The organism is Streptomyces aureus, assembly GCF_000725495.1.
GTDB classification, from domain to species: Bacteria; Actinomycetota; Actinomycetes; order Streptomycetales; family Streptomycetaceae; genus Streptomyces; species Streptomyces aureus_B.
Genome location: NZ_JNZD01000023.1, coordinates 112,850 through 125,710, shown reverse-complemented (window position 1 = coordinate 125,710; position 12,861 = coordinate 112,850). Strand labels below are relative to the sequence as shown.

Sequence of the window (12,861 nt, the reverse complement as noted above, 5' to 3'; positions counted from 1 at the left end):
GCGGCCCCGCAACGGGTCCATAACGTGCGGCGCCCCCGGCCGCCGAAAGGCGGGGGCGCCGGAGCGCGTGACCGGCTCAGCCCTTGTTGGCCGCCTCGACCATCTGCTTGAGCTTGGCGGGGGTCATCGACTGGTCCGCGTAGATGTTCTTGCCGCCCAGGAGCACGGTCGGGGTGCCCGTGAAGCCGCCGGCCTGGAACGCGGCGTGCGACTTCTGGACCCAGCTGTCATGGGTGCCGTCGTTCACGCAGGCGCGGAAGGCCGGGGTGTCGAGGCCCGGGACCTTGCCGGCCAGCTCGATGAGCTTGGCGTTGTCGGCGAAGGCGTCGTCGGTCTCCTTGGGCTGGTTCTCGTACAGCACGTCGTGGTAGTCGCGGAACTTCCCGGCGTCCTGGGCGCAGGCCGCGGCGTTGGCGGCCTTGCGGGAACCGCTGCCGCCCATGTTCCCGTCGATCAGGGTGACGAGGTGGTACTCGACCTTCAGCTGCCCGGAGTCGGTCAGCTCGTGGATCGTCGGGCGGTAGGCCGTCTCGAAGGCCTGGCAGGCCGGGCAGCGGAAGTCCTCCCACACCGTGAGGGTCGACTTGGCGCCGTCCTTGCCGACGGGGATCGCGAGACTGTCCTTGCCGGTGGCACCCGAGGGCGAGACGACCGGGCCCGAGGTGTCGCTCTTCTTGTCCTTGCCCGAGTTGGCGGCCACCACGCCGATCACGGCGGCCAGGCCGAGGACGCAGATCACCGACGCCCCCACGATCAGCGCGCGGCGGCGCTTGTCCGCGGCCTTCTGCTTCTCTCGCTCGACCGCCAGCCGCTCGCGGGCGTTGCGCTTTCCGTCACGGTTCTTCTCGCTCACATCCGGCAGAACGAACCGGGGAGGCGCAGCGCGCCTCCCCGGTCCAAGGTCCACCCGTTCGGGTGAGCGGATCCCGCGTCGTGTACGGATCCGCCCCACCGTGCGCGTACGGCCGCCGGTCGAGCCCGGACGGATCCGCCGCGCCGCTCCCGTCAGGCCCTCGTGCGCACGCCCTTGGCGAGGTCGGCGGCGAGGTCCCGTACGGCTTCGAGGCCGGCGGCCTCGTCCGGCGCGTCCAGCATCCGCTTCACGAACGCCGAGCCGACGATCACGCCGTCGGCGAAGCCGGCCACCTCGGCGGCCTGCTCCGCATTCGAGACGCCGAGGCCGACGCAGACGGGCAGCTCGGTGGTGGCCTTGGTGCGAGCCACCAGGTCCTGGGCCTGGTTGCCGACCGACTCCCGGGTCCCGGTGACCCCCATCAGGGAGGCCGCGTACACGAAGCCGCTGCCGGCCGCGGTGATCTCGGCGAGGCGGGCGTCCTTGCTGCTGGGGGCGACGACGAACACGGTCGCGAGGCCGTGCTTCTCGGCGTGCTCCCTCCACAGCGCCGACTCCTGGACGGGCAGGTCGGGCAGGATGCAGCCGGCGCCGCCCGCCTCGGCGAGCTCGGCGGTGAAGCGCTCGACCCCGTAGCGGTCGATCGGGTTCCAGTACGTCATCACGAGGACGGGCTTTCCGGTGGCCTCGAAGGCCTCCCGGACGGTCCGCATCACGTCGGCGATCCTGACGCCGCCGCGCAGGGCGATGTCGTCGGCGGTCTGGATGACGGGGCCGTCCAGGACCGGGTCGCTGTGCGGCAGCCCGACCTCGACGACGTCGGCGCCGCCGTCGAAGGCGGCCTTGACCGCCGCGATGCCGCCGTCGACGGTGGGGAAGCCGGCCGGCAGGTACGCGATGAGGGCGGAGCGGCCCTCGGCCTTCGCGCCGGCCAGGGTGTCGCTCAACAGCCGGATGTTGCCGCTCACTTGGCGTCCCCCTCGATCTCCGCGTTCTCGCTGTCGGCGTCCGCCGCGACGACCGCGTCCACGCCGTTGTCGTACAGGCCGAAGTAACGGGCGGCCGTATCCATGTCCTTGTCGCCGCGCCCGGACAGGTTGACGACGATCAGCCCGTCCTTGCCGAGCTCCTTGCCGACCTCCAGGGCCCCGGCCAGCGCGTGGGCGCTCTCGATGGCCGGGATGATGCCCTCGGTGCGCGAGAGCAGCCGCAGGGCCTGCATGGCGGCGTCGTCGGTGACCGCGCGGTACTCGCCGCGGCCGCTGTCCTTGAGGTAGGAGTGCTCGGGGCCGATGCCCGGGTAGTCCAGTCCGGCCGAGATCGAGTAGGGCTCGGTGATCTGGCCCTCCTCGTCCTGGAGGACGTAGGACCGCGAGCCGTGCAGGATGCCGGGTTCGCCGGCGGTCAGGGTCGCCGCGTGCTCGCCGGTCTCCACGCCGTGCCCGGCGGGCTCGCAGCCGATCAGGCGCACATCGGCGTCGGGGATGAAGGCGTGGAAGAGGCCGATGGCGTTGGAGCCGCCGCCCACACAGGCGATCGCGGCGTCGGGCAGCCGTCCGGCGCGCTCCAGGATCTGCCGGCGGGCCTCCACGCCGATGACCCGGTGGAAGTCGCGGACCATGGCGGGGAAGGGGTGCGGGCCGGCGACGGTGCCGAACAGGTAGTGGGTGTGGTCGACGTTGGCGACCCAGTCGCGGAACGCCTCGTTGATGGCGTCCTTCAGGGTGCGCGAGCCGGACTTCACGGCGATGACCTCGGCGCCGAGCATGCGCATCCGGGCCACGTTCAGCGCCTGGCGCTGGGTGTCGATCTCGCCCATGTAGATGGTGCACTCGAGGCCGAAGAGGGCGCAGGCGGTGGCCGTGGCGACACCGTGCTGACCGGCGCCGGTCTCGGCGATCACACGGGTCTTGCCCATGCGCCGGGTCAGCAGGGCCTGGCCGAGCACGTTGTTGATCTTGTGGGACCCGGTGTGGTTGAGGTCCTCGCGCTTGAGGAAGATCCGTGCGCCGCCGGCGTGTTCGGCGAAGCGCGGCACCTCCGTGAGGGAGCTCGGGCGTCCGGTGTAGTGGACGAGCAGGTCGTCGAGCTCGCGGGCGAACTCGGGGTCGGCCTTCGCCTTGTCGTACTCGACGGCGACCTCGTCCACGGCGGCGACCAGCGCCTCCGGGATGAACTTGCCGCCGAACGCGCCGAAATAGCCTTCGGCGCTGGGGACTTGGCCGTCGGGGTCGGGAATGAAGAACTCGCTGGGCATGCGGATACCTCGCAGGGGCGACTCGCCCCGGTCACGGGATCGGACAGGGTCACTGAAACCGGACGCACCCGCGCTCCCGCGCACCGGCCGGGTCGGCCGGTGACACCGCCCGTCCCGCCGCCGTGTCGCCCGCGCGCCCGACGGACGTGCCGTCGGGGGACCGGGGTGTGCCGGATTCCGGCTCGGTCCCGGTGCGGGAGGGACGCGGCCCGGTCCACGCGGGGCGTGGTGCCGGTCCGGTCCACGTGTGCGGTGGACTCTGCCCGGTCACCGCGGTGCGGTGGACCAGGACACGGCCGGGTTCACCCGTGCGGGTTACCTGGCCGGGGAGGGCGTGAGCGCGCGTACGCGCCCGGGCCATCGCATGCCGTTGACCTGACCCGGCTCGTCGCCGATGACGTAACGGACCCGGCGCCCGTGCACCCGGCGTGCGGGCGCACGGCAGCCGCGCGGCCGGCAGCCGCGGGCGAGGCGGGCGTACGGGTCACGCGCCGCCGAGCAGGCGGGGAGCACGGCACCGGACGGCACGGCGGCACGCTCGGCGTGCGTCTCGCCGGGAAGGTGCCCGGCCGAAGGAGAGGGACCGTCGCCCTGCGCGGCGGGTACGGGTGACCCGGTACGCGCCCTCGGGAGCGTTCCCGGGGGCAGGGTCGACCCGGCGCGCGCCGGCACCCCGTCGGGGCACTGGCCCGGACGGGGTACGGCGGTGGCGGGGGTCGGAGCGGGCACCGGCGGGTCAGTCCCGTCCGTGCCGCAGGGCGGGGTGGGCGCCGGCCGCCACCAGGTCGGAGACGGCGGTCCGCGGGTCGCGGCCGGTGACGAGGGACTCGCCCACCAGGACCGCGTCGGCGCCGGCGTTGGCGTAGGCGATGAGGTCGTGCGGCCCGCGGACCCCGGACTCGGCGATCTTGACGAGCTCGTCGGGGATCTCGGGGGCGACCCGCTCGAAGGTCGAACGGTCGACCTTCAGCGTCTTCAGGTTGCGCGCGTTGACACCGATGATCTTCGCGCCGGCGTCCACGGCCCGCTCGACCTCGTCCTCGTCGTGCACCTCGACCAGCGGGGTGAGCCCGATGGACTCGGCCCGCTCGATGAGGGACTCCAGGGCGGGCTGTTCCAGGGCCGCGACGATCAGCAGGGCCAGGTCGGCACCGTACGCGCGGGCCTCCCACAGCTGGTACGACGTGACGATGAAGTCCTTGCGCAGCACCGGGACGTCCACGCGGGCGCGGACGGCCTCGAGGTCGGCGAGCGAACCGCCGAAGCGGCGCTGTTCGGTGAGGACGGAGATGACGGCCGCGCCGCCCGCCTCGTAGTCGGCGGCCAGGGCGGCGGGGTCGGCGATCGCGGCGAGCGCGCCCTTGGACGGGCTGGACCGCTTGACCTCGCAGATGACCTTGACGCCGTCGCCGCGCAGGGCGGCCACGCCGTCCTTGGCAGCCGGAGCCTTCGCCGCGCGCTCCTTGAGCTCGTCGAGGCTGACGCGCGCCTGCCGCTCCGCGAGGTCGGCACGGACTCCGTCGATGATCTCGTCGAGCACACTCACGCGAGCGGCCCCCTTCCCTGCGGTGGACGGTGGTGGCGGTCGGACGGCGACCCGGGTTCGCCGCCTCTGACGGAAAAGTCGCGTCACTGCGATGGTATCCGGAGGAAGGCTTAGCCCTCGCATCCGGTTGACGCCGGTCCCATTACCTGGACAGTTGCCAGATGATCAAGGGTGCAGCCAGCCGCCGGACGGAAGGTTCCGGACAACGGTGAAGACCAGCACCAACGCGCCGAGGACCCACAGGTGGACCCGTCCGGCCTCGAGCCGGACCGGCCGTCCGCGCAGCACGCGGATCACCCAGACGGACCACAGCACGGCGAAGGCCAGGTACCCGCCGACGGCGAGCGCGTTGTCCGTGAGCGCCGTGGCGAGGTCCCCGTGCGCGAAGGCGTGCGCGCTGCGCAGGCCGCCGCAGCCGGGGCAGTACAGGCCGGTGAGCCGGAACAGCGGGCAGACGGGATAGTGGCCGGGCTGGTTCGGGTCGACGGTCCCGACGTATGCGAAGGCCCCGGCGACGACCGCGAGCAGCCCGCCGGGAACGGCGAGGCGTCGCAGGACGCCCGTGTCCCGCCCGGGCCGGGTCACGCTCTGGATTTCGGCGTTCACGCGACGCATTCTGCCCTCCGCCCGGGGCGGGCGCTCGCCCGGGTACGCGAGAGGCGGCCCCGGCGGATCTGCCGGGACCGCCTCGGGCGGGACCTCGGTGGGTCAGGCGTCGGCGCCGACGGTCGAGTGCGCCGCGTTCGCGGGGTGCGCGACCGGCTTCGGCTGGCCGAGACCCATGCTGCGCATGATCAGGCCCACGACACCGCCGAGGGCGACGACGACCATGCCGGCCCAGAAGCCCAGCGGCTCGGCCTTGACCATGAAGGCGCCGGCGACGCAGAAACCGATGAAGGCGATGATGACACCGGTCCAGGCGGCCGGGGTGTGACCGTGGCTGCTGCCCGCCATGACTTGCTCCTCGTTGCTGTGTGCGTGTGTGAGTCGGACGCTCACGTTCATTGTCCCGTACGCCGGGGCGGGGTGTGAGCGCGGGGTCACCGCGTGCGCGGGGAGCCCGGCCCGGTCACGACGACCGCGACCGGGCCCGGGCCCGCATACGTGGGACCTAGGTTCCGGCCGGGTCCGGGCCGGTGGGGTCCTCGCCGCGGTCGAGGGCCTTCCAGAGGTCCTCGGGGCGGTCCGGGTCGACCGGCTTGGGCTTGCGGGGCCGGGGCCGGCCGTCCCGCTCGTAGCGGCCGGACATGGCGGGCCACGAGCGGCCGTGGCGCAGCGCGAGCAGGCCGGCCAGCAGGATGAGCGCGCCTCCCGCCGCGGCGACGTAGGGCCACAGGGTGTGGCTGAGTCCGGCCGCGGTGGCGGCGGTGTTGCCGGAGGCGGCGGCGGCCCGGTCGTCGAGGGCGGACCCGCCGTCCGCGCCGAGGACGGCGGCGACGACGATGCCGGCGCCGGAGAGCGCGAGCAGCGCGGAGACCAGGAGGCGGCCGGAGCGGCGGACGGCGAAGACGGCGACGAGCGCGGCGAGGCCGACTATCGCGAGCGCCGCGGGCACACCCGTGACGTCGCTGCCCTTGACGGTCAGCGGGAAGTCGCCGCCGGCCACGGTCGCGTGCCCCCGCGCCCAGCTCTGCCGGGTGGCGAGCAGGGCCACGGCCGCGCCGAGCGCGCCGCTCAGCAGGGTCACGGCAAGGCTGCGGCGGCCGGACCGGACGGGTCCCGCGGCTTCGGATCGGGGGTGAGGTACAGCAGTCACAGACCCCACTATCGCCTGAACCCCGGGCGAACCGTCATCCGGGGTTGCGTGACGCTCGTCCTATCGGCCGCACGGCCGGTGATACGGCGGGACCCTGTGCCGGGCCCATGCACAGCCGCAGGACAGCCCGCGAACAGGCAGGGGACAGCCGTCGTACGGCCGGGGCGTACGACGAAGGCGCTCAGAGCGAGCCCCCGGCCAAGTCCGGGGCCGGATCGGACAGGCCCTAGCCTCCGAGCCGGTTGGCCGTGTGGACCGCGCGCAGGACCGCCGCCGCCTTGTTGCGGCACTCGTCGTCCTCGGCCTCGGGGACCGAGTCGGCGACGATGCCGGCGCCGGCCTGGACATAGGCAGTGCCGTCGCGCAGCAGGGCCGTCCGGATGGCGATGGCGGTGTCGGAGTCGCCGGCGAAGTCGAGATAGCCGACGCAGCCGCCGTACAACCCGCGCCGGGAGGGCTCCAGTTCGTCGATGATCTGCATCGCGCGGGGCTTGGGGGCGCCGGAGAGGGTGCCGGCGGGGAAGCAGGCGGTGAGCACGTCGAAGGCCGTGCGGCCGGCGGCGACCCGGCCGGTGACGGTGGAGACGATGTGCATCACGTGCGAGTACCGCTCGATGGACATGAAGTCGACGACCTCGACGGAACCGGGCTCGCAGACCCGTCCTAGGTCGTTGCGCCCGAGGTCGACGAGCATGAGGTGCTCGGCGCGCTCCTTGGGGTCGGCGATCAGTTCGTCGGCGAGTGCCTGGTCGTCCTGGACGGTCGCGCCGCGCGGCCGGGTGCCCGCGATGGGGTGGACCATGGCCTGTCCGCCCTCGACCTTGACCAGGGCTTCCGGGGAGGAGCCGACGACGTCGAAGCCGTCGAAGCGGAACAGGTACATGTACGGCGAGGGGTTGGTCGCGCGCAGGACTCGGTAGACGTCCAACGCGCTGGCCGTGCACGGGGTTTCGAAGCGCTGGGACGGGACGACCTGGAAGGCCTCGCCGGCCCGGATGCGCTCCTTGATGTCCTCGACGGCCTCCTGGAAGTCGGGGCCGCCCCAGAGCGCGGTGTACTCGGGGAGTTCGGAGGGCGGGAGCGCCGCGGGCGGCTGGGACACCGCGCGCGAGAGGTCGGCCTCCATCGCGTCGAGCCGGGCGACGGCGTCCGCGTATGCCTCGTCGACGCCGGTGTCCAGGTCGTTGTGGTTGATCGCGTTGGCGATGAGCTGGACCGAGCCGTCCCAGTGGTCCAGGACGGCGAGGTCGCTGGTGAGCAGCATGGTCAGCTCGGGCAGGTTCAGGTCGTCCCGTTCGCCGGGTCCGATCTTCTCCAGGCGGCGCACGATGTCGTACCCCAGGTAGCCGACCATGCCGCCGGTGAACGGGGGCAGTCCCTCGGTCCCGGGGGTGTGCAGCGCCTCGATGGTGGCGCGCAGGGCCGCGAGCGGGTCGCCGTCCACGGGGACGCCGACGGGCGGGGTGCCGAGCCAGTGCGCCTGTCCGTCCCGCTCGGTGAGGGTCGCGGCGGAGCGGACGCCCACGAAGGAGTAGCGCGACCAGGACAGGGAGGTGCGGCCGTTCTCCGCGGATTCGAGCAGGAACGTGCCGGGGCGCTCGGCGGCCAGTTTGCGGTAGAGCGCGACCGGTGTGTCGCCGTCGGCGAGCAGTTTGCGGCTGACGGGGATGACGCGGCGGTCGGTGGCCAGCTTGCGGAACGTCTCGAGATCCATGGCGGCTGACCTTACTGATTCCCGGCCGGTGCGCCGGAACCGGCGCTCCCTGCCTCGTGGCCGGAGTCCTTGAGCAGCACGTCCGCGTCGAAGCACGTGCGGGCGCCGGTGTGGCAGGCGGCGCCGACCTGGTCGACGCGCACCAGCAGGGTGTCGGCGTCGCAGTCCAGGGCCACGGACACGACGTGCTGGAAGTGGCCCGAGGTGTCGCCCTTGACCCAGTACTCCCGGCGGCTGCGCGACCAGTACGTGCAGCGGCCCGTGGTGAGGGTGCGGTGCAGTGCCTCGTCGTCCATCCAGCCGAGCATCAGCACCTCACCGGTGTCGTACTGCTGGGCGATGGCGGGGACGAGTCCGTCGGCGCTGCGCTTGAGGCGGGCGGCGATCTCGGGGTCCAGGCTGCTGGCGGGAGGCGTGCTGGTCATGCGTGCCATTGTGCCGCGCCGGGCCGTCGCTCCCGGCCGTTGTCCACAGGCCGGACCCCACCGGCCGTCCACAGGCGGGGCTGGAGCGGGTCCCGGGCGCGCTCCACTGGGCGGAGCGGGTGACCGGTCGTAGGCTGGCTGACATGTCGACCCATGCGAAGCGCGAACGGCTCCTGCTGGCCGATCTGTTGGAAGCCGTGGGACCGGAGGCACCGACCCTGTGCGAGGGCTGGACCACCCGGGACCTCGCCGCGCACGTGGTGGTGCGCGAACGGCGTCTGGACGCGGCGGGCGGTGTCGTCGTCAAACAGCTCGCGTCCCGGCTGGAGCGGGTGATGGCGGAGTTCGCGGAGAAGCCGTACGAGGAGCTGATCCAGTTGCTCCGCACGGGGCCGCCGCGGTTCTCGCCGTTCTCCCTGAAGCAGGTGGACGAGGCGTCGAACGTGGTGGAGTTCTACGTCCACACCGAGGACGTGCGGCGCGCGCAGCCGGACTGGACCCCGCGCGAGCTCGATCCGGTGTTCCAGGAGGCCCTGTGGTCGCGCCTGGACCGTACGGCCCGGCTGATGGGGCGCGGTGCTCCGACGGGTGTGGTCCTGCGGCGCCCGAACGGCCAGACGACGGTGCTGAACAAGGGGACGCCGGTGGTGACGGTGACCGGGGAGCCCTCGGAGCTGCTGCTGTTCGCGTTCGGGCGGCAGGGCGTGGCGGACGTCGAGCTGGACGGCGACAAGGACGCGATCACGAAGCTCCACGAGGCGAAGCAGCTGGGCATCTGAGACGTCACTGACCGCCGCGCGTCGCCGGCGGGCCGTGCGCCGTGGTCAGCGGGGCAGTTCGGCGCGCCGCAGGTCCCGTACGCACAGGGTGAGGACCCCCCCGAGCCCGCACACGGCGGCGCTGGCGGTGAAGACCGGTCCGGTGCCCCACCAGCCGATCGCGGCGGCGACCACGGGCATGCCGAGCGGCGCGAGGCCGAGGCTGACGATCCCGGCGACGGCGGTGACCCGGCCCAGATAGGCGGGGTCGGCCTGGGTCTGGATCAGCGCGGCGCACAGGGCGCCGCTGAGCCCGGCGAGCAGTCCGACGACGAGGGCGACTCCTACGGCGGCGGCGACGCTCGGCACGAAGGCGAGCGCGCAGATCGCCGCGGAGCCGCCGAGGATGGCCGCGGCGGCGACGGTGCCCGCGCGCGACAACCGTCCGCGCAGGGTCAGCAGCAGCGCGGCGGCCCCCGCGCCGGTGCCGAACGCGGCGATCACCCAGCCCATGCCGGACGCGCCCCAGCCGCGCCGGTCGGCGAGCAGAGTGAGGCCGACGTTCAGCGGTCCCACGAAGCCGAGGTCGCCGAGGGCGATGGCGGCGATGAGCGGGGCGAGGACGCGGTGCCCGCGGATGTACCGCAGACCGTCGCACAGGTCGTGCCAGGCGGTGCGGCCGGCCGGGTCCGCGGTTTCGTCGGGGCTCAGTGACCGCATGCGTACGGAGACCAGCAGCGGCACCGACACGGCGATGAGCAGGCCGGCCAGCGCGAACGCGGTGGCCGCGCCGCCGAGGGCGACCGCGAGCCCGCCGAGCGGGGCGCCCAGCACGTTGGCGGAGCGGATCGCGAGCCCCCGCATGCCCTGCACCCGGGCGAGCTGGTCGCGGCCGGTGATCCGGGCCGGGAGCGCGCCGACGGCGGGCATGAACACGGCGTCGACGACACCGAAGACGACCGCGGTCAGGACCAGCGGCCACAGCCCCGGCCGGGTCGCGAAGAACAGCGCGGCGAGCGCCAGCACGGCCGCGCAGCGCACCGCGTCGCTGCCGATGACGACCTTGCGCGGTCCGAACCGGTCGGCGACCACTCCCCCGCCCAGCATCAGCAGGGCCCGCGGGACGGCGCTGACGGCCATCACCAACCCGGCCTGCGCGGGGCTGCCGGCCTGGACCGCGGCCCAGGACAACGCGAGGTAGTAGACGTTGTCGCCGATCATCGACGAGGCGTAGGCGCCGAGCCAGCGCAGGACGTTGCCGTCGCGGTGTGCGGGCCGGGCGGGCCCCTCGGCGACGGCCGGGGCGGGGCTCGGTATGACGGTCGAGGTCACGGGGCCGGATCCTTTCGGAACGGATGTGCCGTACGGGGCGGGCGTGCTCTCGGGGTCAGACACGGAACGGGAAGCCGTACAGGTGCACGGCGACGTTCTCGCGGCCTTCGGTGTCGCCGACCGCTTCACGGGCGCGGCCCGTCTCGTCGTACCTGCGGACGACGGCGAGCAACTCGTCCTTCAGGGAAGCCAGTTCGGCTGCGGTGAGGCGCAGGTTGCCCTCAGCGTCGGCCACGGCGTCGTTCCACTCGGCCGGCCAGGCGGCCCGTTCGTCGAGGTAGTGCCGGTAGAGGTCGGCGCGCTGGTCGACGTAGAGCCGGGTGAAGGCGAGATGGGCGGTCTCTTTCTCCGGGGCGTCGCGGAAGTCGGCGCCCCGGATGCTGACGCCGTCCGACGCCGGCTGCCACCAGCGCTCGCGCCCGTCCCCGCTACGCGGCTCGGCCTCCTCGATCAGCCCGTGATCGGCGAGCTTGCGCAGGTGGTAGCTGACGAGCGAGGGAGCCTCGTCGACCTGCCCGCCCAGCTGCGAGGCGGTGGCGGCGCCCCCGACGAGCAGGGCCCGGTACAGCTTCATCCGCAGGGGGTGTCCCAGGGCTTTGAGGGTGCCCACATCGGTGATCCGGCGGTTCTCCTGGCTTGGCATGTGTCTCACCGTAGATCCGAAAGAAAAGTTGCGCAATAATTGTTGCGCAACTTTTCTTTCGGATCTCGCCGGCTGCGACAGTGGGCACGGCACCCGGCGACCGGAGACTCCTCAGGGATCCAGCAGCGCGTGCGCCGCCAGGGCCAGGGACAGTTCCACGACGTCCGCGGGGCGGGTCAGTGAGCGGCCGGTGAGCTGTTCGCAGCGGCGCAGCCGGTTCAGGACGGTGTTGCGGTGGCAGTACAGACGGCCCGCGGCCCGCTGCGCGGAGCCGTCGGAGGCGAGCCAGACGGTCAGCGTCTCCAGCAGGACGTCCCGGTCGGAGAGGTCGAGCCGCAGCAGCGGCCCGAGGACCCGTTCGGACAGGGCCGCGCCGAGGACCGGCGCGGACACGACGAGTGCGGCGGGCAGATGCTCCTCCAGCACGACGGTTCCGCCGGAGCGCGGACAGGCCCGCAGGGCCGTGTCGGCCAGCCGGCGGGCGTCGCCGATCGACGCGAGCCCCTCCACGACCGGGCTCACCCCGACCCGGGCCGGCGGCGGGGCGGTCAGCCGGCGGGCGATCTCCCCCGCGTCCACGTCCGGCCCGTGCGCCCCGGGATGCTCCCCGCCACGGACGCCCGCGCCGCCCGAACCCCGGCCGTCCGCCGTCGCGGGCACCGGCCCCGGGTCCGCGTCCGCTTCGAGGGGGCCGTCGTCGTGGCCGCGGCCGGGCCGGTCGCCGTCCTGGGCGCGGTCGCCGAGCAGGACGATGCCGTAACCGCCCTCGCCGTCGCGGTCGCGGTGCCACAGGACGCCCAGGCCGGGGAGGCGCACCTGGCCGCGTACGTCCGCGAAGGCCCGGCCGACGGGCAGCCGGACCAGCACCACCGCGTATCTGCCCTGCTCGGGGATCCCCAGGGCGGCGGCGGTGGCCGGCAGGTCGGCGATCCGCGCGGTGCCGTCGAGGAGCGCGGCCGTCATCAGCCGCAGCCGGTTCTCCTTGCGCCACATCAGTTCGCGCTCGGTCTGGCGGTAGGCGTCGGCGGCGACGGCGCAGTGGTCGTCGACGAAGTTCCAGACGTCGGCGGCCACATGCACGAGCAGGCGCGCGTCGGCGGGATGGCGCCGGGTCGTCTCGTCGACTAGCTCCTGCCAGATCATGCCGCCGCCCAGCCGGAAGGCGCGCAGCAGCGCGTCCAGCGGGAGGCCGTGTTCGGCGCGGGCCCTGCCGATGGCCCAGGAGCACCGGCGCGCGTCCTCGCGCAGTTCGCCGGGCTGGATCAGGGACCCGACGTTGAGCCGCAGCGAGCGCCGCACCTCGTCGCGGACGCCCTCCGCGTCCGTCTCCACGGCCGCGCGGTACGCGGGTTCGCGTTCGACCAGGAGGTCCACGAGGCGGTCGCCGAGTTCGGGCAGCACCGCCAGCAGGGCGCGGGCGGCGCGGTGCAGCACCGCGAGCACCTCGGCGTCGACGGCCGGACGGGCGGGCGGTCGGGCCGGTGGTACCGGGGACCGTCCGCCCGGCCGGTACCGGACGTGGGCGGGTACGAGGTGCTGCATCGCTGTCCTCCACCGGAGTCGGCTCGGTCCGGGCC

General features: G+C 73.7%; 14 protein-coding genes. 1 reads left to right on the top strand and 13 read right to left on the bottom strand.

Going from position 1 to position 12,861, the window contains the following annotated elements; translation table 11 throughout:
- Positions 1 to 76: 76 nt before the first annotated feature.
- From IO36_RS25875 to hisI, 10 genes are all read right to left on the bottom strand, one after another.
- Positions 77 to 853 carry a DsbA family protein gene (locus IO36_RS25875; protein WP_037623357.1) on the bottom strand — a complete coding sequence of 259 codons (777 nt, stop codon included), beginning with the start codon at positions 851 to 853 and terminating at the stop codon, positions 77 to 79.
- Between the two features lie 152 nt (positions 854 to 1,005).
- Positions 1,006 to 1,821, bottom strand: coding sequence for a tryptophan synthase subunit alpha (gene trpA, locus IO36_RS25870; RefSeq protein ID WP_037623356.1), 816 nt, complete (start codon positions 1,819 to 1,821; stop codon positions 1,006 to 1,008).
- Complete coding sequence (gene trpB / locus IO36_RS25865) at positions 1,818 to 3,110, bottom strand: tryptophan synthase subunit beta (RefSeq protein ID WP_037623355.1); 1,293 nt, start codon at positions 3,108 to 3,110, stop codon at positions 1,818 to 1,820. The genes trpA and trpB overlap by 4 nt, the downstream gene beginning before the upstream one ends.
- A gap of 315 nt (positions 3,111 to 3,425) precedes the next feature.
- Entirely contained in the window at positions 3,426 to 3,638 is a 213-nt protein-coding gene (gene trpM, locus IO36_RS49215) for a tryptophan biosynthesis modulator TrpM (RefSeq protein WP_078943438.1), read from the bottom strand.
- A gap of 208 nt (positions 3,639 to 3,846) precedes the next feature.
- Positions 3,847 to 4,656 carry an indole-3-glycerol phosphate synthase TrpC gene (trpC, locus tag IO36_RS25860; RefSeq protein ID WP_037623354.1) on the bottom strand — a complete coding sequence of 270 codons (810 nt, stop codon included), beginning with the start codon at positions 4,654 to 4,656 and terminating at the stop codon, positions 3,847 to 3,849.
- 165 nt (positions 4,657 to 4,821) lie between these two features.
- Complete coding sequence (locus IO36_RS25855) at positions 4,822 to 5,271, bottom strand: DUF2752 domain-containing protein (RefSeq protein ID WP_037623353.1); 450 nt, start codon at positions 5,269 to 5,271, stop codon at positions 4,822 to 4,824.
- Between the two features lie 93 nt (positions 5,272 to 5,364).
- Positions 5,365 to 5,610, bottom strand: coding sequence for an HGxxPAAW family protein (locus tag IO36_RS25850; RefSeq protein WP_037623352.1), 246 nt, complete (start codon positions 5,608 to 5,610; stop codon positions 5,365 to 5,367).
- A 157-nt stretch (positions 5,611 to 5,767) separates the two neighbouring features.
- Positions 5,768 to 6,421: a TIGR02234 family membrane protein gene (locus IO36_RS25845; protein WP_037623351.1), complete on the bottom strand. Its 654-nt coding sequence runs from the start codon at positions 6,419 to 6,421 to the stop codon at positions 5,768 to 5,770.
- A 217-nt stretch (positions 6,422 to 6,638) separates the two neighbouring features.
- A complete protein-coding gene (locus IO36_RS25840) occupies positions 6,639 to 8,126 on the bottom strand; it encodes an anthranilate synthase component I (protein ID WP_037623350.1) in 1,488 nt (495 codons plus the stop codon).
- Positions 8,127 to 8,137: 11 nt separating this feature from the next.
- Positions 8,138 to 8,551 carry a phosphoribosyl-AMP cyclohydrolase gene (gene hisI / locus IO36_RS25835; protein ID WP_037623349.1) on the bottom strand — a complete coding sequence of 138 codons (414 nt, stop codon included), beginning with the start codon at positions 8,549 to 8,551 and terminating at the stop codon, positions 8,138 to 8,140.
- A gap of 143 nt (positions 8,552 to 8,694) precedes the next feature.
- On the opposite strand from hisI, the gene IO36_RS25830 reads away from it, so the two are divergent.
- Entirely contained in the window at positions 8,695 to 9,330 is a 636-nt protein-coding gene (locus IO36_RS25830) for a TIGR03085 family metal-binding protein (protein WP_037623348.1), read from the top strand.
- Positions 9,331 to 9,375: 45 nt separating this feature from the next.
- Here the strand turns inward: IO36_RS25830 and IO36_RS25825 are convergent, their stop codons facing one another.
- The 3 genes from IO36_RS25825 to IO36_RS25815 form a co-directional block, all read right to left on the bottom strand.
- Positions 9,376 to 10,641, bottom strand: a complete 1,266-nt coding sequence (locus tag IO36_RS25825; protein WP_037623347.1) for an MFS transporter — start codon at positions 10,639 to 10,641, stop codon at positions 9,376 to 9,378.
- Between the two features lie 55 nt (positions 10,642 to 10,696).
- Entirely contained in the window at positions 10,697 to 11,284 is a 588-nt protein-coding gene (locus IO36_RS25820; RefSeq protein WP_037623346.1) for an ArsR/SmtB family transcription factor, read from the bottom strand.
- A 111-nt stretch (positions 11,285 to 11,395) separates the two neighbouring features.
- On the bottom strand, positions 11,396 to 12,826 hold the full coding sequence (locus tag IO36_RS25815; protein WP_037623345.1) for a PucR family transcriptional regulator: 1,431 nt from the start codon (positions 12,824 to 12,826) through the stop codon (positions 11,396 to 11,398).
- Between the last annotated feature and the right edge of the window lie 35 nt (positions 12,827 to 12,861).